The organism is Pseudohoeflea suaedae, assembly GCF_004354915.1.
Classification (GTDB): Bacteria; Pseudomonadota; Alphaproteobacteria; order Rhizobiales; family Rhizobiaceae; genus Pseudohoeflea; species Pseudohoeflea suaedae.
Genome location: NZ_SMSI01000001.1, coordinates 568,401 through 591,520, shown reverse-complemented (window position 1 = coordinate 591,520; position 23,120 = coordinate 568,401). Strand labels below are relative to the sequence as shown.

The window sequence follows — 23,120 nt, the reverse complement described above, 5'->3', positions numbered from 1 at the left end:
CGAACGCGGAGGCGCGAAAGGAGGATCGCATGAAAGACCGGTTCAACGGCATTCTGCTGACACGCAACGAAGCCAAGGAAACGATCGTCGAGCGCAGGGAACTGGGGCTGGATGACCTGATGGACGGCGATGTGATCGTCGAGGTCGAGTGGACCACCGTCAACTACAAGGACGGTCTGGCGATAACCGGCAAGTCACCGGTCGTGCGCCGCTGGCCGATGGTTCCGGGCATCGATTGCGCCGGAACCGTGGTGGAGAGTTCGAACGCGCGCTTTTCCCCCGGCGACAAGGTGATCCTCAACGGCTTCGGGGTCGGAGAGACCCATACCGGGGCCTATGCGGAATATGCGCGGCTGAACGGCGACTGGCTGGTCAAGATGCCCGAGGGTATCGACGGACGGACGGCGATGGCTATCGGGACCGCAGGCTATACGGCGATGCTTTCCGTGATGGCGCTCGAGCGCCACGGACTGACGCCGGACCGCGGCCCGATCGTCGTTACCGGCGCCAATGGCGGGGTCGGCACGGTGGCAATCGCACTGCTCGGCAAACTCGGCTACGCCGTGATCGCTTCGACCGGCCGCCCAGGGGAAGCGGATTTCCTCACCTCGCTCGGCGCCAGCGAAATCATCCATCGCGATGAACTGTCCGGCCCGGCCAAGCCGCTCAACAAGGAGCGCTGGGCGGGCGGGATCGATGCCGTGGGCAGCCATACGCTGGCCAACGTGCTGTCGATGACATCCTATGGCGGGGCGGTTACGGCCTGCGGGCTGGCCCAGGGCATGGACCTGCCTGCCTCCGTCGCGCCCTTCATCCTGCGGGGCGTCTCGCTGCTCGGCATCGATTCCGTCATGGCGCCGCTCGCGCTGCGTCAGGAAGCCTGGGCGCGGCTGGCGCGCGATCTCGACCCCGAGAAGCTTGAGGCGATCACCTCCGAAATTGGTTTCCGGGACGTTATCGAAGCGGCAAGGGACATCGTGGACGGCAGGATCCGCGGGCGCGTCGTGGTCAAAATGGAACACGAATAGCGCGATCGATAAAATGCCATCGATCGACTGAAACCTTTCATTACCCGGGCCGTGCTACGGAAGATGCATGAGCCCGGAACCGCACCGACTTCAGAAGGAATTGCTGGCCAACCTCGCCGGCGAGGACGCAGCGCCTCAGCCGACGCACGAGGCGGAAGTGGCTTTCCTTCCACGCAAGAGAAACCGCAAGGCGATTGCGGCTTCGGCGGTGTTTCTGATGACTTCGGCGGCTCTGCTCGCAAGCTCGGCCGCCGTCATTGCCTTCAATCTGCCGGTGGCATTTGCCGTTGCCGGCGCCGGCCTTACCGCCGTCAGCCTGGGACAGGCGCTTCTCGCCGGTCGCAGGGCGGAGCGAAAAGCCGCCAGGTCCGCACGCAAAACCCATTCCTCGCGCAAGACAGCCGGAACCGAAGAAATCGCCGAACGGGGTCTGGACCGGAGCTGGGAAGCCAGCGAGACGCCCGGTCAGGTGGCCGCGATGTTCGATGCGCTGGGCGACATGTTCGTCGCCATCGGGCCCGACAGCGGCATCCTCGCCTGCAACGAAGTTTTCCGGAAGGCGACGAAAATCGACCAACCGGTCGGCAAGAGCCTGCTCGAGACCGGCATCGTCCCGATCGAGACCGATGCAGGGCGCGAGGTTCGGCTTTACGACGGCGACACCCAGCGCATCTGGGCCTGGCGGCAGACCGCCTCGCGCGATGCGAACGGAAAACTCGTGACCTTTGCCATCGGCCGCGAGGTGACCGGCGAACGCCTCGCACGCGAGCAGCTCGCGGAAGCCAAGACGCGCGCCGAAGAGGCAAGTACGGCCAAGACCCGGTTCCTTGCCACCGTCAGCCACGAGATCCGCACGCCGCTCAACGGCATTCTGGGCATGACCCATCTCCTGAGCCAGACCAAGACGACGCCCGAACAGGCCGGATATCTGAGAACCGTACGCGAAAGCGGGCACTCGCTGCTGCAGCTGATCGAGGATCTTCTCGATACGACGTCGATCGAGGCAGGCCGCTTCCATCTGCGTGAGAATGACTGCAATCCGCGCGAACTGGTGCAGACCACCTGCGAACTGATGGCCGCAGCCGCCCACGAGAAGGGCATCGAGATCGCCAGCCACATTGCCTTCGACGTTCCGGAAACGATGACGTCGGACGCCGGCCGGCTCAAGCAGATCCTCTTCAACCTGATCGGCAATGCCATCAAGTTTACCGAGGAAGGCGGCATCCAGGTCGAGGTCGACCGTGTCGACGACCGCCTGCTCTTCTCGGTTTCGGACACGGGTTCGGGCCTGAAGGCCGAAGACCAGCAGCGTGTTTTCGGCGAGTTCGAACGTGCCGACAACTCGTCGACGCGCAAGCATGGCGGCGCGGGCCTGGGGCTTACGATCTCGGCCCGCATCGTTCAGGCCCTCGGCGGTACGATTTCGGTATCGAGCACGCTCGGCGAAGGCAGCCGCTTCTCCTTCACCGTTCCGATCAAGCAGGCCGCTCTCGCGTCGACCACTCGTTCCGACCTCACGGGCAAGCCGCTCGAAGGCAAGAGCGTGCTCCTTCTGGGGCCCGTCGGCCCGGTTGCCGAAACTCTGATCCGCTCGATCCGCGAATTGGGCGGACGTGCGGAACGCGCCAGCGCGCCGGAAACCGTACGTGCCGCCATTGCCCGTTTCGGCAACGACGTGACCGATCTTCTGATCGACCGTCGCATTGCCGACGAGAACCCTGAATTTGTCGAGGCGACGGCGCGCCAGCTGGCCGATGACGTGGCCAGGACGGTGCTCATTGCGCCGGAAGACAGCCGCGAACTCAAGCTGTCGCCCGCACTCGCCGCCGGCCGCTGGCTGGTGCGACCGGTGCGCGCGGTGTCGCTTGTCAATGTGCTCGGCCGCCGCGACGACCGCGACGAGCGCAACCGCGCCTCCGGCGTGATCACCACGCCGGCGCTGCTGCGCCCCTCCGATGCGCCCACCTTCGACATCCTCCTGGCCGAAGACAATCCGGTCAACGCCTTTCTGGTCCGCACCATGCTGGCGCGGCTCGGCCACCGGGTGACGCTCGTCGAGAACGGTCTCGATCTCGTCGATGCCGCGCTGGAGCGGCCGGACGGCAAGTGCAACTTCGATCTCGTCATCACCGATCTGTCGATGCCCGAACTCGACGGCGAGGACGCGATCCGCGAGATCCGCTCGATCGAATCGGCGGAGAGCCTCAGGCGGCTGCCGATCATCGTCCTGAGCGCCAACGGCCAGGCGGCGACACGCGATACGATCCTGGCAGCCGGTGCCGACGGCCATGCCGAAAAGCCGGTCGATCCGGAATGGCTCACCAAGCTCGTCTCGGTAACCGCCGCCAACGGCCGCAAGGCGCGCGAAGCCTGATCGCCCGCCCCACGTCCTGCCCACACATCCTGCCACCACACCCTGCCACCACACCCTGCCCACACGTCCCGGTGACGGCCGGGCGGATGTCATTCTACTGTCTTGGAAATATGGTTATACACCGCCACATCCAACGATGAGGCCATTGCCATGTCCATTGCGGTCAATACCATTCTCGATACCCGGAGCGGGACTCTTCCGCCGTTTCGTGGCGAGACGAGGAAACTCCTCGCACGGATTGGCACTCTTGTCGCTCGCGTGGCTGAAGGCAGCCGCGAAATCGAAGCCGCACAGGCGCTGCGCTACAAGGTCCTCGTCGAGGCGATGGGTGCAGAATTGCCAGACGACGCAATGCGGCTGAAGCGCGACGTCAACCAAATCGATGCCTTTTGCGATCACCTTCTGGTTCTCGATTCGGCCATCGGTGGCGATATCGAGCAGCAGATCGTCGGCACCTGCCGGCTTCTCACCCAGGACAAGGCAATCCGCCATGGCGGCTTCTACTGGCAGAGCGAATATGATGTCGACGCATTGGTGGCCCGCCATCCCGACAAGCGCTTCATGGAGCTTGGCCGCACCTGTGTGCTGCCCGACTACCGCGCCGAGCGGACGAACGAACTGTTGTTGCAGGGCAGCTGGGCCTATGCGCTCCGGCACGATGTGCAGGCGATGTTCGGCTGCGTCTCATTTCCCGGCCACCGCCCCCATGCCCATGCCCTGGCGCTGAGCTTCCTCGCCGGCAAGTCGGCGGCGCCGGAGAACTGGAGCGTCGAGGCGACCGAAGGACGCGGCGTGTCGATGGACATGATGCCGATTGAGGGGATTCAGCCCCGCGCGGCGCTTTCGTCCATGCCGTCGCTCATCAAGAACTATCTGCACCTCGGGGCCATGACATCGACGGAAGCGGTGGTCGATCCCGATTTCGGCACCACCGACGTCCTGGTCATCCTGCCGGTCGGACAGGTGTCGGAGCGCTATGGCAATCAATATGGCGCGGGTGCGGGCAACCTTTCGGCCTGAGCGCCGCCAGGCTCGCGCCTTCAACGCCGAAGCTCACGGAAAAGCCCGGAGGATCGCTCCGGGCTTTTCGCGTCTTACATGGCCGCTGTTCGGTCAGCCGGTCGCATTATAGGCCGCGATCGCGGCCATGTTGACGATGTCGGAATCCTTTGCGCCCATCGAGACGATCTGCACCGACTTGTCGAGACCGACGAGCAGCGGGCCGATGACGGTGGAACCGCCCAGTTCCTGCAGCATCTTCGTCGAGATGGAGGCCGAATGGAACGCCGGCATGACGAGCACATTGGCAGGCGCCGACAGACGGCAGAACGGATATTGCTCCATGACCTTCGAATTGAGCGCAACGTCAGCGGCCATCTCGCCGTCATACTCGAAATCGACCCGGCGCTTGTCGAGGATCCGGACCGCCTCGCGGACCCGTTCCGAACGCTCCCCGGTCGGATGGCCGAAGGTCGAGTAGGCCAGCATCGCGACCCTCGGTTCGTAGCCGAGGCGCCGGGCCATGCCGGCCGCTTCTTCCGCGATATCCGCCAGTTCTTCCGAGGACGGCATGTCGATGACCGCGGTGTCGGCGACCAGTACCGTGCGGCCGCGACAGAGCGCCAGCGATACGCCGATCATCCGGTGGCCCGGCTTGATGTCGATGCAGCGGCGGACGTCCTCGAGCGCAGTGGAATAGTTGCGGGTGGTGCCCGTGACCATCGCATCGGCGTCACCGAGCGCGACCATGCAGGCGGCGAAGTGGTTGCGGTCGTTGTTGATCAGACGCAGACAGTCGCGATGGAGATAGCCCTTCCGCTGCAGGCGCGCGTAGAGATAGTCCGTATAGGCCTCCACCCGCGTCGAGATGCGGGCATTGATGACCTCGATACCCTCGCGGTCGAGATCGATGCCGGCCGCGCGCGCGGTTTCGCGCACCGGCTCCTCGCGGCCGAGCAGAAAGGCCTTGCCGAGCCCCTGGTTCACATAGGCGATGGCCGCGCGCATGACCTGTTCTTCCTCGCCTTCGGCGAAGACCATCCGGCGGGGATGGCGGCGAACCTTCTCATAGAGGCGCTGCAGGGTCGAGGCGAGCGGATCGCGGCGGGCGGAGAGTTCGTGCGTATAGGCATCGAAATTGACGATCGGCCGGGTAGCGACGCCCGAATCCATCGCCGCCCGCGCCACCGCGGTCGGGATGGCGGAGATGAGACGCGGATCGAACGGCACCGGGATGATGTATTTGGGGCCGAAGCGCGGACGATTGCCTTGGTAGGCGGCGGCAACGTCGTCCGGCACATCCTCGCGGGCCAGGTTGGCAAGCGCTTCGGCTGCCGCGATCTTCATGGCATCGTTGATGGTGCTGGCGCGAACGTCCAGCGCGCCGCGGAAGATATAGGGGAACCCAAGCACGTTGTTGACCTGGTTGGGATAGTCGGAGCGGCCGGTTGCCATGATGGCGTCATCACGGATGCGCGCCACTTCTTCCGGCGTGATTTCCGGATCCGGGTTCGCCATGGCGAAGATGATCGGGTTCGGCGCCATCGAGGCGACCATGTCCTCGGTCAGAGCACCTTTCACGGAGAGGCCGAAGAAGACGTCCGCGCCCTCGACGGCATCGGCCAGGGTGCGGCGGTCGGTCGTCACCGAATGCGCGGACTTCCACTGGTTCATCCCCTCGGTACGACCCTTGTGGATCACGCCCTTGGTGTCGCAGAGAATGATGTTGTCCGGCGCGAAGCCCATCGCCTTGATGAGTTCGACACAGGCAATCGCGGCGGCTCCGGCACCGTTGCAGACGAGCTTGGTGGTCTTGAGATCGCGGCCCGTCAGATGCAGCGCGTTGATGAGGCCGGCGGCGGCGATGATCGCGGTGCCATGCTGGTCATCGTGAAAGACGGGGATGTCCATGACCTCGCGCAGCCGCTGCTCGATGATGAAGCATTCGGGCGCCTTGATGTCCTCGAGATTGATGCCGCCGAAGGAGGGGCCGAGGAAGCGCACGCAATTGATGAACTCGTCGGCGTCCTCGGTATCGACTTCAAGGTCGATGGAATCGACATCGGCAAACCGCTTGAAGAGAACCGACTTGCCCTCCATCACCGGCTTGGAGGCCAGCGCGCCGAGATTGCCGAGACCGAGGATGGCGGTGCCGTTGGTGATCACGGCGACCATGTTGCCGCGGGTGGTGTAGTCGAATGCCCGGCTCGGATCCTCGGCAATCGCCTTGACCGGCACGGCCACGCCCGGCGAATAGGCCAGCGACAGATCGCGCTGGGTCGCCATCGGCTTGGTGGGTGAAATCTCGAGTTTACCGGCCCGCCCGCGCGAATGAAAATCGAGCGCTTCCTGATCGGTGACAGCCGTCGTACTCGGGGCGGCCTTGTCAGTCCCTGGCATAGTGTTTCCCATCCCTTGTGGGCGACCGTGGAGAACGCTGGTCCCGGTGCCTCGTTGGTATTGATCCCAATGGTGACCCTTCGTTAGGGTGCTTGGCAAGAGCTGTAAAGCCAATCAACCAACAGACAAGTGACGTTCCGTAAGGAATGCAGACAGGCGAGTGGTCTTGAACGACGTCACCCCTCTCAGCGCGAAGACGCTTACCTCGGCCGAACTGGCGACGGAGGAGAGCCGCGCATCCGCCACCCCGATGATGGAACAGTTCATCGAGATCAAGGCCGCGAACCCCGATTCGCTGCTGTTCTATCGCATGGGCGATTTCTACGAATTGTTCTTCGAGGACGCCGTGGATGCGTCACGGGCGCTCGGCATCACGCTGACCAAGCGCGGCCAGCACATGGGACGCGAGATCCCGATGTGCGGCGTGCCGGTCCATGCCGCCGACGATTATCTGCAGAGGCTGATTTCGCTGGGCTTCCGCGTGGCTGTCTGCGAGCAGGTGGAAGATCCCGCGGAAGCCAAGAAGCGCGGCTCCAAGTCGGTGGTCAAGCGCGACGTGATCCGGCTCGTCACGCCCGGCACGCTGACCGAGGACAAGCTGCTCTCGCCGTCGGAATCCAACCACCTGATGGCGATCGCCCGGATCAAGGGCTCGGACGAGGCGCATTACGGCCTGGCCTGGATCGACATCTCGACCGGCAGCTTCCGGGTGGCGGAAAGCCGGCAGGCGCGGCTTCTCGCCGACGTCATGCGCATCGAGCCGCGCGAAATCGTGCTGCCCGAGCAGATGTTCTACGATGCCGAAGAGCACGCGCTGGTCGATCAGCTCGGCCGCCGCGCCTCGCCGCAGCCGCAGGTCCTCTTCGACAGCGCCACCGCCGAAGGCCGCATCGCGCGCTATTTCGACGTCTCCTCGCTTGACGGGTTCGGCAGCTTCTCGCGCGCCGAACTGGCCGCGGCATCGGCAGCACTCGCCTATGTGGAGAAAACCCAGATCAACGAGCGCCCGCCCCTCGAACCGCCGCAGCGCGAGCTCGACGGCGATACGCTGTTCATCGATCCCGCCACCCGCGCCAACTTGGAACTCACCCGCACATTGTCCGGCGAACGGTCGGGCAGTCTGCTCAAAGCCATCGACCGGACGGTTACCGGCGGCGGCGGCCGCAAGCTGTCGGAATGGCTGATGTCGCCGCTGACCGACCCGAAGGCGATCGACCGCCGTCTCGAGGCCGTCGGCTGGTTTCTCAACGAAGGCCGCTTCGCCGAGGATCTGCGCACCGCCTTGCGCGGGGTCGCCGACATGCCGCGGGCGCTGTCACGTCTGGCCCTCAACCGTGGCGGGCCGCGCGATCTCGGCGCGCTTCTGGCGGGCGCGACCGCCGCGCGTCAGGTGGCGCAATTGTTCGCCGGACGGGAGACGCCTGAAATCCTCGCCGGGGCGCTCGAAGCCATCGCCGCCTTTCCGGCGGACTTCACCGATTTCCTGACGGCCTGCCTCGACGACGAGTTGCCGCTCCTCAAGCGCGACGGCGGCTTCGTGCGCCCGGGCTATCACGGAGAACTCGAGGAACTGCGTTCGCTGCGCGACGAATCCCGCCGGGTGATCGCCGGACTCCAGCTCTCCTATGCCGAGGAGACCGGCATCCGGTCGCTGAAGATCAAGCACAACAACGTGCTGGGCTATTTCATCGAGGTGACGGCCGCCAATTCCGGCCCGCTGACCGAGGGCGAGGCGCGCGCCCGCTTCATCCATCGCCAGACCATGGCGAATGCGATGCGGTTTACCACGACCGAACTCTCCGATCTCGAAACCCGGATCGCGAACGCCGCCGACCAGGCCATGGCGATCGAACTTCAGCTTTTCGAGGCGATGGTGGGCGAAGCTGTCGCCTCCGGGACTGCGATCAAGGCCGCGGCCGAAGCGCTGTCGGTTCTCGATGTGCTTTCAGCGCTCGCCCAGCTTGCCGAGGAGCAGGGCTATGTGCGCCCGATCGTCGACGAAAGCCTGGCCTTCGACATCGTCGCCGGCCGCCACCCGGTCGTCGAGCAGGCGCTCAGGCGGCAGGCGGCCGACCCGTTCGTGGCAAACGACTGCAAGCTCTCGCCGCCCGACGACACCACACTGGCAGGCGCGATCTGGATGCTCACCGGTCCGAACATGGGCGGCAAGTCGACCTTCCTGCGCCAGAACGCGCTGATTGCCATCATGGCGCAGATGGGGTCGTTCGTTCCCGCCGGCTCGGCTCATATCGGCGTGGTCGACCGTCTCTTCTCGCGCGTCGGCGCCTCCGACGATCTCGCGCGCGGACGCTCGACCTTCATGGTCGAAATGGTGGAGACGGCGGCGATCCTCAATCTCGCCACCAATCGCTCGCTGGTGATCCTGGACGAGATCGGCCGCGGCACGGCCACCTTCGACGGCCTGTCGATTGCCTGGGCGGCGGTCGAGAACCTGCACGAGGTCAACCGCTCGCGCGCGCTGTTTGCGACCCACTATCACGAGCTTACAGCACTTTCCGAAAGCCTGGCCCGCCTCGCCAATGTGACGATGAAGGTGAAGGAATGGGACGGCGACGTGGTGTTTCTCCACGAGGTCGCGCCCGGGGCGGCGGATCGTTCCTACGGCATCCAGGTGGCCCGGCTTGCCGGCTTGCCCGATGCCGTCGTCGCGCGCGCCAAGGACGTGCTGACGCAGCTCGAATCCAGCGAACGGGAAAACCCGGCGCTGACGCTTGTGGATGACCTGCCGCTGTTCTCGGCCGAGCTGCACCGCGAAAGAAAGAAGGCGGAAACCGTGGCGTCCGGCCCCTCGCCGCTCGACACACGGCTCGCAGACATCCATCCCGACGATCTCACCCCGCGCGAGGCTCTGGAACTGATCTACGAGCTCAAGCGATTGTCGGCAGGCAGGCCCGGCAACTGACCGGCAAAATTCACCGCAATCCCGTTGTTGCTTGCAATCGCCCCGCCACGGGCTAGATCAGGGGACTGACGGTCAAAACCATTAGGAAATTCATGAGCCAGCTCGACGTTCTTTGTATCGGCAATGCGATTGTCGACATCATCGCCCGCTGTGAGGACGATTTCCTCACCGACAACGAGATCACCAAGGGAGCGATGAACCTGATCGACGCCGATCGCGCGGAACTTCTCTATTCCCGGATGGGTCCGGCGATCGAGACTTCCGGCGGCAGCGCGGGCAATACGGCGGCAGGCATTGCGAGCTTCGGCGGCAGGGCCGCCTATTTCGGCAAGGTTGCGAACGACCAGCTCGGCAAGATCTTCCAGCACGACATCCGCGCGCAGGGCGTGGCCTTCGACACCAAGCCGCTCGACGAGACGCCGCCGACCGCTCGTTCGATGATCTTCGTCACGCCCGACGGGCAGCGCTCGATGAACACCTATCTCGGCGCCTGCGTCGAACTCGGTCCCAATGACGTCGAGGAAGACAAGGTGGCCGCCGCGCAGATCACCTATTTCGAAGGCTATCTGTGGGATCCGCCGCTGGCCAAGGATGCCATCCGCAGCTGCGCCGAGATCGCCCACAGACACGGCAAGCGCATGTCGATGACCCTGTCGGATTCCTTCTGCGTCGAGCGCTACCGCGACGAGTTCCTCGACCTGATGCGTTCGGGCACCGTCGACATCGTCTTTGCGAATGCCGCGGAAGCCATGGCGCTCTACCAGACCGACGACCTTGAAACGGCGCTCGGCAAGATCGCCAAGGACTGCGCGATCGCCGCAGTCACGCTTTCCGAAAAGGGCTCGGTGATCATGTCGGGTGACGAGCGGGTGGAAGTGCCGGCGATCCCGATCGACAGGCTGATCGACACGACCGGCGCCGGCGACCTTTATGCCGCTGGCTTCCTGTATGGCCTCACCCAGGGCAAGTCGCTCGACGCCTGCGGGCGACTGGGCAGTCTCGCCGCCGGGATCGTGATCCAGCAGATCGGCCCCCGCCCGCAGCTGTCGCTCAGGAAGGCCGCCGAAGACGCGGCGCTCATCGCGGGCTGATCGGAGATCAGACGATATCGTCGGGATTGCGTCCGGGACGTGGACGATAGGGCGAGATCGACCAGCCGAAGGCGAGCGCCCCGCCGCGCACCATGAAAGCCGCCAGAACGCCGATCGCGGACGCCGCCAGCAATGGCAGCCCCAGCCCGTCGGCCGCGACGAATGCTGCAGCACCGATGCCGGCCGCCGTCACATAGATTTCCGGACGCATGAGAACGGAAGGTTCGCCCGCGAGAATATCGCGGAGCACGCCGCCGAAAGTGGCTGTCAGCATGCCGGTCACGACCGCGACCGTCATGGAGCCGCTGATTGCGAGACCTTTCGCAGCCCCCATGACCGAATAGGCGGCAAGCCCGGCCGCATCGAGCCAGAGCAGCAGCTTGTAGCGGGATTCCACGAGATGGGCGGTAAAGAAGGTGAGGATTGCGACTGCCGCGCAGATCAGCAGATAGACCGGCTTCTCGACCCAGAAGACCGGCGTTGCGCCCAGAAGGAGGTCACGCACGGACCCGCCGCCTGTGCCGGTGACGGCTGCAAGGAAGATGAAGCCCACGAGATCGAGCTGTTTGCGCGATGCCGCCAATGCGCCGGTGGCGGCAAACACCGCCACACCGGCATAGTCGAGCCATTCAAGCACCGGCATCGTCCCCTCCTCCGGAGATCAGCGCCCTTCGGGATCAGGCGTCTTTTTCGGCCTGTGCATTGGGCGGGCCGGGTTCGGCTGACGTTGCCGGCTCCTTGGGACCGCCCTTGGCGATACCCACCATGGCCGGACGCAGCACGCGTTCGCCGATCACGAAGCCCGGCTGCACCACCTCGAAAACGGTATTGTTCGGCACGTCGGGGTTCGGCACCTCGAACATGGCCTGATGGAAGTTCGGATCGAACTTCTCGCCCTTCGGGCTGATCTGCTTGACGCCGTGCCTTTCGAGCGCGCCGAGCATGCTGCGCTCGGTGAGTTCGACGCCCTCGTGGAAGGTCTTGAGTTCGCCTTCCGCCTCCTCGCTCACCGCATCGAGCGCGCGGCGGAGGTTGTCGGAGACCTGCAGCATGTCGCGGGCAAAACCGGCAATCGAATAGCTCTTGGCATCCTGCACGTCGCGCGCGGTGCGGCGACGCAGGTTTTCCATCTCCGCGGCAAGCCGCAGGTAGCGATCCTTCAGATCGGCATTCTCGGCCCTGAGCTTTTCGAGTTCGGCCTGTTCCGCGCCAGCCTCTCCGCCCGCGACCATTTCTTCGGTCTCGGCGGTTTCGGTTTCGCGGTTCTGATCGTCACTCATCATGGTCGTTTCTTCCCGTCATTCGAAGGAATTGAAGTTGGACCGGATATCATTGTTCGGGCGGCAAAAATCAAGGCCCGAGCCGGGAATCGACCCCGGATCGGGCCGGAGATCGCGTAAAAGGCCGATTACCGCAGCAGCCGCGAGACCAGTTGCGCGGTGTAATCGACCATCGGCACGATGCGGGCATAGTTGAGCCGCGTCGGACCGATGATGCCGACCGCGCCGATGATCTGGTCCTCGCCGTCACGATAGGGCGCCACGATGAGCGAGGAGCCGGACAGGGAAAAGAGCTTGTTCTCGGAACCGATGAAGATCCTGACGCCGGAGCCTTCCTCGGCCAGGGTCATCAGCTCGATCAGGCTTTCCTTGCGCTCGAGCTCATCGAAGAGAAGGCGGAGGCGTTCGAGTTCCTCCCCGGCCTGGACGTTCTCGAGAAGGTTGCCGCGACCGCGCACGATGAGGCGCGCGCCGTTCTTGTCGCCGCCGGCCCAGATCGCCAGACCACGTTCGACGAGATCGCCGGAAAGGTCGTCGAGTTCCTTCTTGAGATCGATCTGAAGCTTCTCGAGTTCCTTGCGCCCCTCGCCGATTGTCCGCCCGGCCAGATGGGCGTTGAGGAAATTCGCGGCCTCCGTGAGCTGCGAAGCGGTGACGCCGGCGGGCAGTTCCATGACCCGGTTTTCGACCTGGTCGTTCTCGCCCACGAGGATCGCAAGCGCACGCTGCGGGTCGAGGCGGATGAACTCGATATGGCGAATGGCATGATCGTTCTTGGCGGCGATCACCAGTCCGGCACCGCGTGAGAGACCCGAAAGGATCTGGCTCGCCTCGGTCAGAAAGCCGTCAGCCGAGGGGTCGGTGGCATTAAGGCGGACCTCGCGGTCGATGGTCTCGCGCATTTCCGGCTGGAGATCCCCCACCTGCATGAAGGCATCGACGAAGAAGCGAAGCCCGCGCTGGGTCGGCAGCCGCCCCGCGCTGACGTGGGGCGCATAGATGAGGCCCAGATCCTCCAGATCGGCCATGACATTGCGGACCGAGGCAGGCGAGATCTGCGTGCGAAGCATGCGCGAGAGATTTCTGGAGCCCAGCGGATCGCCGGAATCCATGTAAGATTCAACGATATGGCGGAATATCTCCCGCGACCGGTCGTCGAGACCGGACATGAGATCATGGGGCGGGATTGAACTGACCGTCATGGCGGGAAACTCTCGATGCTCCTTTCGCGCGAATTCGCTGTACGGGTGAAATATAAGATGTGACGTCGATAGGTGAAAGGGGCGACCTGCCCGTGAGCCGCCGAGGCGCAGACGCATACCAGCCCGTCCCCGTTTTTCTTTGCATGGTCTGGCGGCAAGCGCTAGAAGCTGCGCCGAACAACAGGAGAATGCCATGCGACCTTCCGGCCGGAAAACTGATCAGATGCGCGCCGTCAGCTTCGAGCGCAATTTTTCGAAGCATGCAGAGGGCTCATGTCTCGTCAAGTTCGGCGACACCCATGTGCTTTGCACCGCGAGCCTCGAGGAACGCGTTCCGCCATGGTTGCGCAATGCCGGCAAGGGCTGGGTGACGGCCGAATACGGGATGCTGCCCCGCGCCACCGGCGACCGCATGCGCCGCGAGGCCTCCGCGGGCAAGCAAAGCGGCCGGACACAGGAAATCCAGCGCCTCATCGGCCGGTCGCTGCGCGCCGTCGTCGATCTCGAGGCGCTCGGCGAACGCCAGATCAGCGTCGACTGCGATGTGATCCAGGCCGATGGCGGCACCCGCACGGCCTCGATCACCGGCGCCTGGATCGCCCTTCATGATTGCCTCAAGTGGATGGAGCAGCGCTCCATGGTGAAGGTCGACAAGGTTCTGAAGGATCATGTCGCCGCCATTTCCTGCGGCATCTTTGCCGGCCAGTCGGTCATCGATCTCGACTATCTGGAGGATTCGTCCGCCGAGACAGACGCCAATTTCGTCATGACCGGCAAGGGCGGCATCGTCGAGATCCAGGGTACGGCCGAGGGCGAGCCCTTCAGCCAGGACGAGTTCCTCACACTGCTCGACCTCGCCCGCAACGGCATCGGCGAACTGGTGACAATGCAGAAGGACGCCATCGCCTGAGGCGAAGGACACGGAGAGCGTGAACAGCATGACTGTGCCTGAAACCATCCTGGTCGCCAGCCACAACGCCGGCAAGATCGCCGAGATCACCGAGTTGTTCACGCCGCTTGGGATACGTGTGACCTCGGCGGCCGAACTCGACCTGCCCGAACCGGCTGAAGAAGGCGACACGTTCGAGGCCAATGCGGCAACCAAGGCGCTGGCCGCGGCCCGCGCCTCCGGACTGCCCGCGCTGTCGGACGATTCCGGCCTCGTGGTCGACGCGCTCGACGGCGCGCCGGGCGTCTACACCGCCGACTGGGCAACGCTCGAGGATGGCAGCCGCGACTTCCAGATCGCCATGCAGAAGGTCGAGGATGCGCTGCAGGCGCGCGGCGTCACCGATCCCGCCAGGCGAACCGGCCGTTTCGTGAGCGTGTTGTGTCTCGCCCAGCCGAACGGGGATGTCAGCTTCTTTCGCGGCGAGGCCGAGGGTACACTCGTGTGGCCGCCGCGCGGCAATCTCGGCTTCGGCTACGATCCGGTGTTTCAGCCGGAAGGCCATGAACGCACCTTCGGCGAGATGCCGTCGGAAGAGAAACACGGCTGGAAGCCCGGCGACGCGGAAGCGCTGTCGCACCGGGCAAGAGCCTTCAAACGGTTTGCGGAAGAATGTCTCGGACTGACCCGCGCGTGACGCTCCCCCAGATTCCGGACCCGCGCAAGCCCGCCAATGACGCCGGACGTCCGGCGATCAACGGCGATGACGGCACGCCCGGTTTCGGCGTCTATCTGCACTGGCCGTTCTGCGCGGCCAAATGCCCCTATTGCGACTTCAACAGCCATGTGCGCCATGGCGGCGTGGACCAGTCCGCCTATGCGGCCGCGTTCCAGCGCGAGATCGCCCATATGCGCGCGCTCTCGGGCCCGCGCGAGGTGACCAGCATCTTCATCGGCGGCGGCACGCCTTCGCTGATGGATCCGGAGACGGTGGCAGCCGTGCTCGACGCCGTTGCCGGGGCCTGGCATGTGCCCGAAGGCATCGAGATCACCATGGAAGCCAATCCCTCGAGCGTGGAAGCCTCGCGGTTCCGCGGCTACCGGGCGGCGGGCGTCAACCGTGTGTCGATGGGCGTTCAGGCCCTCAACGACAAGGATCTGAAGTTTCTCGGTCGCCTTCATTCCGTGACCGAGGCGCTGACGGCGATCGATCTGGCACGCGAGATTTTCCCGCGCATGTCGTTCGATCTCATCTATGCGCGGCCCGACCAGAAGCCGGATCACTGGGCCAAGGAACTGGAGCAGGCCATCGCGCTGGCAGCCGATCACCTGTCGCTCTACCAGCTGACCATCGAGGAAGGCACGCCGTTCTTTGGACTGAGGCAGGCGGGCAAGCTGCACGTGCCGGACGGGGAGCATTCCGCCGAACTCTACGAACTGACCCAGGACGTGACCGCGCAATACGGTCTGCCGGCCTACGAGATTTCCAACCATGCCCGACCGGGTGCGGAGAGCCGGCACAACCTCACCTACTGGCGCTACGGCGATTATGCGGGCATCGGCCCCGGGGCCCACGGCCGGCTGAAGACTGGCAACCTCAAGCTTGCGACAGCCACCGAGCGTCGGCCCGAGGGCTGGCTCGAGATGGTGGGCACTTCCGGTCACGGCATCGCGGAAACCGAGGAACTGGACGCGGTGACGCAGTCCGACGAAATGCTGCTGATGGGCTTGCGACTGACCGAGGGCATCGATCTCGACCGCTGGAAGAAACTCTCCGGCCGCGACCTCGATGCCGATCAGGTGGATTTCCTGACCAGCCTCAATCTCATCGAACGGATCGGCAGGAACCGCCTGCGCTGCACGCCGCAGGGCATGCTCGTGCTCGATGCCGTGGTGGCCGATCTCGCCTTCTGAGCCGATTTGCGGCAGTCTGGCCACTGACGACCATTTCACCGGAGACAGGATGACCGAACAGGCGGACATGCGCGGGAAGATGCCGAAGGACAGGACGCGCTCCTTCTTCATCGGGCAGGCGGAAATCCCCGCCCGGCCGCTGGAACCGGGGCTCTATCTGGTGGCGACCCCGATCGGCAATCTCGGCGACATGACTATCCGCGGGCTCGAGACGCTGACCTCGGCGGATGTGGTGGCCTGCGAGGATACCCGCGTGACCCGCGTGCTGCTCGACAGATTCGGCATTTCCGCGCGACCCTACGCCTATCACGAGCACAATGCGGATACCGTCGGCCCGAAACTGATCGAGCGCCTGAAGGCCGGCGAGAGCGTGGCGCTCGTTTCCGATGCGGGAACGCCGCTGGTCTCCGACCCCGGCTACCGGCTTGCGCAGACGGCCATCGCGGAAGGCATCCGGGTGATCCCGATCCCGGGCGCTTCCGCGCCTCTGGCTGCGCTCGTGGCCTCGGGTCTGCCCAATGACGCCTTCCTGTTCGGAGGGTTTCTTCCGCAGAAGGACAAGGCACGGCGCGACCGGCTCAACGAACTCGGTCAGACGCCGGCGACGCTTCTTTTCTTCGAGAGCCCCAACCGGATCGGCGCGACCCTGACGGCGGCAGCGGAGGAACTCGGCGCCGAGCGGCAGGCAGCCGTGTGCCGCGAACTGACCAAGGCCTTCGAGGAGGTGCGGCGCGGCACGCTGGGCGAGCTTGCGGAGAGTTATCGCGAGGCCGCCGTGAAAGGCGAGATCGTGCTTGCGATCGGCCCCGGCACGGCGGAAGCGCCAAGCAAGGCCGACACCGACACGATCCTCGCCGGGCTCGTATCGGAAATGTCTGCAGGCCAGGCGGCGTCGGAGGCAGCCCGGCTGACAGGTCTTCCGCGAAAGGATCTCTACAAGCGGCTTCTGGCGCTGAAGGACGGCGGGTGAAGCGCGAGAGCGCCGCGCATGACCCCAAGCGCCGCTCGGCCGAGCGGCGGGGACGGCGGGCGGAATGTCTTGCCGCACTGGCGCTTCTTCTGAAGGGCTACCGCATCCGCGCCTGGCGCTATCGCTGCGCGTTCGGCGAGGTGGACCTGATCGCCCGGAAGGGAGATCTGGTGATTTTCGTGGAAGTGAAGGCGCGGCGCGACCTGCGCACCGGGGTGGATGCCGTGACGCCCACCGCCGCGCGCCGCATCAATGCCGCGGGCGAACACTGGATCGCCCGGCAACCCGACGCCGCCAGGCTCTCGTGGCGCACGGATGTCGTGGTCGTCAGCCCCAGGACCTGGCCCCGCCATCTTGAAGACGCGGTGTGAATTTTTCTGAATCGGCGTCCCGCGCGCGCCGCCACCGTTGCAATTCCACCCCCCTCAGCCCTATGTGTCAGACCATTGCCGCCGAAGGGCTGGTGAAGGGCCGCTGAAGGGATTGTCATGAGCAAGATCAGAAATGTCGCCGTCCAGATGGACCATGTCTCCTCGATCCATATCGCGGGCGATTCCACCTTCGCCATGTGCCTGGAAGCGCAAGCGCGCGGCTACAATCTCTTCCACTACACCCCCGACCAGCTTTCCCTGCGCGACGGCACGGTGGAAGCGATCGTCGAGCCGATGACCTTGCGCGACGAGGCAGGCAACCACTTCGACCTGGGCGCCCAGGAAAGGGTGGATCTGTCGACCATGGATGTGGTTCTCCTGCGCCAGGATCCGCCATTCGACATGAACTACATCACCACCACGCATATTCTCGAGCGCATTCATCCCAGGACGCTGGTGGTCAACGATCCGGCCTGGGTGCGCAATTCGCCGGAGAAGATCTTCGTCACGGAGTTTGCGGACCTGATGCCGCGAACGCTGATCACCCGCGATCCGAAAGCGATCGCGGACTTCCGCTCCGAGCTCGGCGACATCATATTGAAGCCGCTTTACGGCAACGGCGGCGCCGGCGTTTTCCATATCCGTCCGGACGACCGCAACCTGTCGTCGCTCCTGGAAATGTTCAACCTTTCGTTCCGCGAGCCCTTCATCGTGCAGGAATACCTGCCTGCCGTGCGCAAGGGCGACAAGCGCATCATCCTGATCGACGGCGAGCCGGTGGGAGCGATCAACCGGGTGCCCGCGGAGCACGATTCCCGTTCCAACATGCATGTGGGCGGTCGCGCCGAGGCCAGCGAGCTGACACCTCGCGAGAGGGACATCTGCGCGCGCATCGGCCCGGCACTGAAAGAACGCGGCTTCATCCTCGTCGGCATCGACGTGATCGGCGACAAGATGACCGAGATCAACGTCACCTCGCCGACCGGCATTCGCGAAGTGAAGCGTTTCACCGGAACCGATATCTCCGCCCTCTTGTGGGATGCGATCGAATCCAAGCGCTAGGCCGCTCTGCCTCCGGGCGACCGGTCGGCTTGGTCAGGCCGGCGACGCCATTCGCGTGTCTGGAGTTTCCAGGTCCGTCAGGATAGCGTCACGCTTGCCGGCACCATCAAAAGTAACACACAAGTTTTGCCAGTAACGGGCGATTCGCGTTTCCCGTGTGTTCACACTTGTTCCGCTTTTACAATCACTTGCAATCGCAACGCACGATAAACGTGTATTTGTTTCTTTTTTGTTCTTGTTTTAGACCTTTATACATGCATAATAATCGCCATATCGCGCAATGAGTGTGCGGACGCCTAGCGCAAGAGGGCATCATGGTTGCACGGGTCGGAACGGTTGCATTCCAGGGCATCGATGCGGTGCCGGTCGATGTTCAAGTGATGGTTGCACCGGGCAAGGTCGGAATGCAGATCGTCGGCCTGCCCGACAAGGCGGTGGCCGAAAGCCGCGAGCGCGTTCAGGCCGCCCTTCACGCCTCGGGACTGGCGATGCCATCCAAGCGCATCACCGTCAATCTCGCGCCCGCCGACTTGCCGAAGGAAGGCAGCCATTACGATTTGCCGATCGCGCTCGGACTGATGGCGGCGCTCGGCGCCATCCCGGGCGATGCGCTGGACGCCTATGTGGTGCTGGGCGAACTCTCGCTTGACGGAACGATTGCCGCCGTGGCGGGCGCGCTGCCGGCGGCGATCGGGGCCAATGCGCTCGGCAAGGGACTGATCTGCCCGAAGGACAGCGGGGCGGAGGCGGCGTGGGCGGGCGAGGAGATCGACATCCTCGCCCCCCGCAGCCTCGTTGCCATTGCCAATCATTTCCGCGGCACGCAGGTGCTCTCGCGACCGGAGCCCGCGCGCAGGGCGGATCGGGCCAACCTGCCGGACCTTTGCGAGATCAAGGGACAGGAAAGCGCGCGCCGCGCCCTGGAAGTGGCGGCTGCAGGCGGGCACAACCTCCTTTTCAACGGGCCACCGGGATCGGGCAAGTCCATGCTCGCCTCGCGACTGCCCTCCATCCTGCCGCGGCTGTCGGCGGCGGAACTCCTCGAGGTCTCCATGATCCATTCGATTGCGGGACAGCTCGCAGGCGGCAAGCTGTCGGACCGCCGCCCCTTCCGCGCGCCGCACCATTCGGCCTCGATGGCGGCCATGGTCGGCGGCGGGCTGAGGGCAAGACCCGGCGAGGTTTCCCTCGCCCATCACGGTGTGCTGTTTCTCGACGAGTTTCCGGAATTCACGCCGCAGGTTCTCGATTCCCTGCGCCAGCCGCTCGAAGCGGGGGAATGCGTGATCGCGCGAGCCAACCACCGCGTCACCTACCCGGCCAAGATCCAGCTGGTCGCGGCGATGAACCCGTGCCGCTGCGGCATGGCGGGCGAGCCCGGGCACAGCTGCGCACGCGGGCCGCGCTGCCGTGCCGATTACCAGGCGCGGATTTCCGGACCGCTGCTCGATCGCATCGACATCAGGATCGACGTTCCTGCGGTTCAGGCCGGCGACCTGATCCGGCCCGGCACCTCGGAGACCAGCGCCACGGTGGCCGCGCGGGTCGAGCGCGCCCGGCAGATGCAGCGGGAGAGATATCGCGAGGCGGGACGGGCCGACATTCGCACCAATTCGCAATGCTCGACCGCGCTTATCGAGACGGTCGCCGCGCCCGATGCGGGCGGGCAGGCGCTCCTGTCGGAAGCGGCTGAGAAATTGCGGTTCTCGGCGCGCGCCTATCACCGCATCCTCAAGGTCGCGCGGACGCTCGCCGATCTCGACGGGGCGGATACGGTCGGCCGTATCCATCTCGCCGAGGCGATTTCCTACCGGGTGGCGAGCGAGCAGACTTCGGCGGCTGCGGCCTAGCCGCGCCCGGTGACAGACAGGGCCGTTGCCTCGACTTTTATCGCGCTCACAAAAAACCGGCGATATCGCTGGGATATCGCCGGAGACGAGAGGTCAGACGTGAACCGGGCTCGTGCTATTCGCCCAGCCCGTCGAAGAGGGCGGTCGAGAGATAGCGCTCGGCGAAGGACGGGATGATCACGACGATCTGCTTGCCTTCGTTTTCAGGCCGCTTGCCGAGTTCGATGGCCGCCTTGAGGGCGGCACCCGAGGAGATGCCGACCGGCACGCCCTCGATGCGGGCGACCTTGCGCGCGGTCTCGAACGCATCCTCGTTGGAAACCTGTACGACTTCGTCGTAGATTTCCGTATCGAGAATGGCCGGCGCGAAGCCCGCTCCGATGCCCTGGATCTTGTGCGGGCCGGGTTCGCCACCCGACAGGACCGGCGAAGCGGCGGGCTCGACGGCGACGACCTTGAGGCCCGGCTTCCGCGACTTCAGCACCTGGCCGACACCGGTAATGGTGCCGCCGGTGCCGATGCCGGCAACGAAGAGATCGACATTGCCTTCGGTATCGTTCCAGATTTCCTCGGCGGTCGTCCTGCGGTGGATTTCGGGGTTGGCGGCGTTCTCGAACTGCTGGGGTATCACCGCGTCAGGGTTCTCCGCGGCGATCTCCTGCGCCCTGGCGATCGCGCCTTTCATGCCCTTCGGTCCTTCGGTCAGCACCAGTTCGGCGCCGAGAAGGGCCAGCATCTTGCGGCGCTCGATCGACATGGTTTCCGGCATCGTCAGGATCAGCCGGTAGCCGAGCGCCGCCGCCGCAAAGGCGAGCGCGATGCCTGTATTGCCGGACGTCGGCTCGACCAGCACCGACTTGCCCGGCGTTATCTTGCCCTGCTCTTCCAGCGAGCGGATCATGGCGAGGCCGATACGGTCCTTCACGGAGGAAATCGGATTGAAGAATTCCAGCTTGCCGAGGAGACGCGCCTTCACGCCCTCGGCTTCCGCCAGCTTGTCGAGGCGGACGACGGGCGTGTTGCCGATCGTATCGAGTATCGAATCGAAGATGCGGCCGCGGCCGGGTTTGCTCACATCGCTCATGCGTTCCTCCTGAAAATCTGTGTCTCGCTGACTGCGATCTATTATTCTCCATCAAATGTAGGATCGGGCGACCGCCATTACGAGGAAATGCGATCACGAGGCCGCCAGAGATCCGCCAATTGAATCCTCATGCCGCCATGATCGGGGAATATTTTTCTACCGCATCAGCGGACGAGAAAGCCGCCGCCCAAAAGGTCGTCGTCCTCGACGACAAAGCTCGCCTCACCGGCATAATGCGCCCGGCCGGAAACCCGGACCGTGACGGCGCTCCATTCGCCGGCGGTCGTGGACGTGGCGACCATTCCGGTGAAACGCGAACCGACAATGCTTTCGAAGTGCCGGATCTCCCCCGCTGCGACCTGCCCTCTGGCGTGCAGGGTCGCCATGCGGGCGGTGACGCCGGACCCGGTGGGCGAACGGTCCACCTGACGATCGGCGAAGACGCAGATGTTGCGCGACGGCGTGTCATCGCCGGCGCCGCCATCGGTCAGGATCGAGCCGTAAAGGAATGCGAGATCCGCGGCATCGGGATGGGTCAGCGGCACGGCCTGTCTGACCGCCCGGCTCAGCCGGTCCGCCGCCTCGATGAAATCGGCGACAGGGTCACGTCCGAACTCCAGACCGAAGGCGCGCGCCGGCGCCAGCGCATAGAAGGCGCCGCCATAGGCGACGTCGCAGACGATCTCTCCATAGTCCGGCACATCGACGCGGACGCCCTCCTCGAACAGGAAGGACGGAACGCTCTCGAAACTCACCTCCGCGGCCCTGCCGTCGCGGATCGTCACATCCGCCACGACCATCCCGCAGGGGCACTCGATATTGACGCGCGCCTTGTCGCCGTCGACGCTCACCATGCCGCGATCGACGGCGAACCGGCCGAGCGCGATGATCGCGTGACCGCACATGGTCGAATAGCCTTCATTGTGCATGAAGAGGACGGCGAGATCGGCACCCGGCAGGCTGGGTTCGACGAGTATGGCGCCATACATGTCGGCATGGCCGCGCGGCTCGAACATCAGGATCCTGCGCAGATGATCGAGCTCGTCGCGGACATGAGCGCGCTTTTCGAGAATCGTCGCGCCGGGAACATGCGGGTAGCCATGGGTGACGATCCGGAGCGGTTCGCCGCCGGTATGCATGTCGATGACCCGCAGCGTCTCCATCAGCCGGTGCCGGTCGAGCCGAAGCCGCCCGCACCGCGCGCGGTTTCGCCCGCCTCGTCCCTGAGCTCGAGCACCACCTGCAGGGCAGGCGCCACCACCATCTGCGCGATACGCGCCCCGCGGGTGATCTCGAAGGGCGCATCGCCGTGATTGATCAGAAGCACCTTTACCTCGCCGCGATAATCCGCATCGATGGTTCCGGGCGTATTCAGGCAGGTGATGCCGTGTTTGAAGGCCAGCCCCGAGCGCGGACGAACCTGCGCCTCATAGCCGTCCGGCAATTCGAAGACGAGGCCGGTGGGCACCAGCGCGCGGGCGCCCGGCGCGAGGGTCAGCGGCTGGCTTTCGGGCAATGCAGCCCGCAGATCCATGCCGGCGGCGCCGGCACTCTCGTAGGACGGCAGATCGAGCCCCTCGGAGTGAGGCAGGCGGACGAGGCCGACGACGGGCCGGGCGAGCTGAAGCAATGGATCGGTCATGGCGGAATGATCCGATGCGCAGGGCTTCGCGGTCAATTGCA

The 23,120-nt window shown here is 64.9% G+C and carries 19 protein-coding genes; 12 read left to right on the top strand and 7 right to left on the bottom strand.

Going from position 1 to position 23,120, the window contains the following annotated elements; translation table 11 throughout:
- The first annotated feature begins 29 nt into the window (after positions 1–29).
- From acuI to olsB, 3 genes are all read left to right on the top strand, one after another.
- On the top strand, positions 30–1,028 hold the full coding sequence (acuI, locus tag E2A64_RS02760) for an acrylyl-CoA reductase (NADPH) (protein ID WP_133282901.1): 999 nt from the start codon (positions 30–32) through the stop codon (positions 1,026–1,028).
- A 67-nt stretch (positions 1,029–1,095) separates the two neighbouring features.
- Complete coding sequence (locus E2A64_RS02755) at positions 1,096–3,402, top strand: ATP-binding protein (RefSeq protein WP_133282900.1); 2,307 nt, start codon at positions 1,096–1,098, stop codon at positions 3,400–3,402.
- A gap of 150 nt (positions 3,403–3,552) precedes the next feature.
- Positions 3,553–4,422, top strand: coding sequence for a l-ornithine N(alpha)-acyltransferase (olsB, locus tag E2A64_RS02750; protein WP_133282899.1), 870 nt, complete (start codon positions 3,553–3,555; stop codon positions 4,420–4,422).
- A gap of 93 nt (positions 4,423–4,515) precedes the next feature.
- Here olsB and E2A64_RS02745 read toward each other — a convergent pair whose 3' ends face one another.
- Positions 4,516–6,801 (bottom strand): NADP-dependent malic enzyme, encoded by a 2,286-nt coding sequence (locus tag E2A64_RS02745; protein ID WP_133282898.1) that lies wholly within the window; start codon positions 6,799–6,801, stop codon positions 4,516–4,518.
- A 166-nt stretch (positions 6,802–6,967) separates the two neighbouring features.
- Here E2A64_RS02745 and mutS point away from each other — a divergent pair, with 166 nt between their 5' ends.
- Together mutS and E2A64_RS02735 are read left to right on the top strand one after the other, a co-directional pair.
- A complete protein-coding gene (gene mutS, locus E2A64_RS02740; protein WP_244598124.1) occupies positions 6,968–9,724 on the top strand; it encodes a DNA mismatch repair protein MutS in 2,757 nt (918 codons plus the stop codon).
- A 92-nt stretch (positions 9,725–9,816) separates the two neighbouring features.
- Complete coding sequence (locus tag E2A64_RS02735; protein ID WP_133282897.1) at positions 9,817–10,815, top strand: adenosine kinase; 999 nt, start codon at positions 9,817–9,819, stop codon at positions 10,813–10,815.
- Positions 10,816–10,822: 7 nt separating this feature from the next.
- On the opposite strand, the gene E2A64_RS02730 is transcribed toward E2A64_RS02735, so the two are convergent.
- The 3 genes from E2A64_RS02730 to hrcA form a co-directional block, all read right to left on the bottom strand.
- Positions 10,823–11,458, bottom strand: a complete 636-nt coding sequence (locus E2A64_RS02730) for a trimeric intracellular cation channel family protein (protein ID WP_133282896.1) — start codon at positions 11,456–11,458, stop codon at positions 10,823–10,825.
- Between the two features lie 34 nt (positions 11,459–11,492).
- Complete coding sequence (gene grpE, locus E2A64_RS02725; protein WP_133284225.1) at positions 11,493–12,095, bottom strand: nucleotide exchange factor GrpE; 603 nt, start codon at positions 12,093–12,095, stop codon at positions 11,493–11,495.
- Between the two features lie 128 nt (positions 12,096–12,223).
- The gene (hrcA, locus tag E2A64_RS02720) at positions 12,224–13,297 is read right to left on the bottom strand and encodes a heat-inducible transcriptional repressor HrcA (protein WP_133282895.1); all 1,074 of its coding nucleotides are present in this window, start codon (positions 13,295–13,297) and stop codon (positions 12,224–12,226) included.
- Between the two features lie 193 nt (positions 13,298–13,490).
- On the opposite strand from hrcA, the gene rph reads away from it, so the two are divergent.
- The 7 genes from rph (at position 13,491) to E2A64_RS02685 (ending at position 20,353) form a co-directional block, all read left to right on the top strand.
- A complete protein-coding gene (gene rph, locus E2A64_RS02715; RefSeq protein WP_133282894.1) occupies positions 13,491–14,207 on the top strand; it encodes a ribonuclease PH in 717 nt (238 codons plus the stop codon).
- A gap of 28 nt (positions 14,208–14,235) precedes the next feature.
- Complete coding sequence (rdgB, locus tag E2A64_RS02710; protein WP_133282893.1) at positions 14,236–14,883, top strand: RdgB/HAM1 family non-canonical purine NTP pyrophosphatase; 648 nt, start codon at positions 14,236–14,238, stop codon at positions 14,881–14,883.
- Between the two features lie 11 nt (positions 14,884–14,894).
- The gene (gene hemW / locus E2A64_RS02705; RefSeq protein WP_428977462.1) at positions 14,895–16,100 is read left to right on the top strand and encodes a radical SAM family heme chaperone HemW; all 1,206 of its coding nucleotides are present in this window, start codon (positions 14,895–14,897) and stop codon (positions 16,098–16,100) included.
- 67 nt (positions 16,101–16,167) lie between these two features.
- Entirely contained in the window at positions 16,168–17,070 is a 903-nt protein-coding gene (gene rsmI / locus E2A64_RS02700) for a 16S rRNA (cytidine(1402)-2'-O)-methyltransferase (protein ID WP_244598220.1), read from the top strand.
- Positions 17,067–17,441: a YraN family protein gene (locus E2A64_RS02695; protein WP_133282890.1), complete on the top strand. Its 375-nt coding sequence runs from the start codon at positions 17,067–17,069 to the stop codon at positions 17,439–17,441. The genes rsmI and E2A64_RS02695 overlap by 4 nt, the downstream gene beginning before the upstream one ends.
- A 117-nt stretch (positions 17,442–17,558) precedes the next feature.
- On the top strand, positions 17,559–18,503 hold the full coding sequence (gshB, locus tag E2A64_RS02690) for a glutathione synthase (RefSeq protein WP_133282889.1): 945 nt from the start codon (positions 17,559–17,561) through the stop codon (positions 18,501–18,503).
- A gap of 314 nt (positions 18,504–18,817) precedes the next feature.
- Positions 18,818–20,353 (top strand): YifB family Mg chelatase-like AAA ATPase, encoded by a 1,536-nt coding sequence (locus tag E2A64_RS02685; protein WP_133282888.1) that lies wholly within the window; start codon positions 18,818–18,820, stop codon positions 20,351–20,353.
- Between the two features lie 115 nt (positions 20,354–20,468).
- On the opposite strand, the gene cysK is transcribed toward E2A64_RS02685, so the two are convergent.
- From cysK to dut, 3 genes are all read right to left on the bottom strand, one after another.
- Positions 20,469–21,437, bottom strand: a complete 969-nt coding sequence (gene cysK / locus E2A64_RS02680) for a cysteine synthase A (protein ID WP_133282887.1) — start codon at positions 21,435–21,437, stop codon at positions 20,469–20,471.
- 164 nt (positions 21,438–21,601) lie between these two features.
- Complete coding sequence (locus tag E2A64_RS02675; protein ID WP_133282886.1) at positions 21,602–22,600, bottom strand: proline racemase family protein; 999 nt, start codon at positions 22,598–22,600, stop codon at positions 21,602–21,604.
- Positions 22,600–23,079: a dUTP diphosphatase gene (gene dut / locus E2A64_RS02670; protein WP_133282885.1), complete on the bottom strand. Its 480-nt coding sequence runs from the start codon at positions 23,077–23,079 to the stop codon at positions 22,600–22,602. Before dut ends, E2A64_RS02675 begins: the two co-directional genes overlap by 1 nt.
- Positions 23,080–23,120: the final 41 nt, after the last annotated feature.

Excerpts from the sequence above, each read along its gene's own strand:
- hrcA (WP_133282895.1), bottom strand. The coding sequence starts at position 13,297 with ATGACGGTCAGTTCAATCCCGCCCCATGATCTCATGTCCGGTCTCGAC.
- rph (WP_133282894.1), top strand. The coding sequence starts at position 13,491 with ATGCGACCTTCCGGCCGGAAAACTGATCAGATGCGCGCCGTCAGCTTC.
- E2A64_RS02675 (WP_133282886.1), bottom strand. The coding sequence starts at position 22,600 with ATGGAGACGCTGCGGGTCATCGACATGCATACCGGCGGCGAACCGCTC.
- E2A64_RS02745 (WP_133282898.1), bottom strand. The coding sequence starts at position 6,801 with ATGCCAGGGACTGACAAGGCCGCCCCGAGTACGACGGCTGTCACCGAT.
- cysK (WP_133282887.1), bottom strand. The coding sequence starts at position 21,437 with ATGAGCGATGTGAGCAAACCCGGCCGCGGCCGCATCTTCGATTCGATA.
- gshB (WP_133282889.1), top strand. The coding sequence starts at position 17,559 with ATGAGCAAGATCAGAAATGTCGCCGTCCAGATGGACCATGTCTCCTCG.
- grpE (WP_133284225.1), bottom strand. The coding sequence starts at position 12,095 with ATGAGTGACGATCAGAACCGCGAAACCGAAACCGCCGAGACCGAAGAA.
- E2A64_RS02755 (WP_133282900.1), top strand. The coding sequence starts at position 1,096 with ATGAGCCCGGAACCGCACCGACTTCAGAAGGAATTGCTGGCCAACCTC.
- E2A64_RS02735 (WP_133282897.1), top strand. The coding sequence starts at position 9,817 with ATGAGCCAGCTCGACGTTCTTTGTATCGGCAATGCGATTGTCGACATC.
- olsB (WP_133282899.1), top strand. The coding sequence starts at position 3,553 with ATGTCCATTGCGGTCAATACCATTCTCGATACCCGGAGCGGGACTCTT.
- E2A64_RS02730 (WP_133282896.1), bottom strand. The coding sequence starts at position 11,458 with ATGCCGGTGCTTGAATGGCTCGACTATGCCGGTGTGGCGGTGTTTGCC.
- acuI (WP_133282901.1), top strand. The coding sequence starts at position 30 with ATGAAAGACCGGTTCAACGGCATTCTGCTGACACGCAACGAAGCCAAG.
- E2A64_RS02685 (WP_133282888.1), top strand. The coding sequence starts at position 18,818 with ATGGTTGCACGGGTCGGAACGGTTGCATTCCAGGGCATCGATGCGGTG.
- rdgB (WP_133282893.1), top strand. The coding sequence starts at position 14,236 with ATGACTGTGCCTGAAACCATCCTGGTCGCCAGCCACAACGCCGGCAAG.
- dut (WP_133282885.1), bottom strand. The coding sequence starts at position 23,079 with ATGACCGATCCATTGCTTCAGCTCGCCCGGCCCGTCGTCGGCCTCGTC.
- rsmI (WP_244598220.1), top strand. The coding sequence starts at position 16,168 with ATGCGCGGGAAGATGCCGAAGGACAGGACGCGCTCCTTCTTCATCGGG.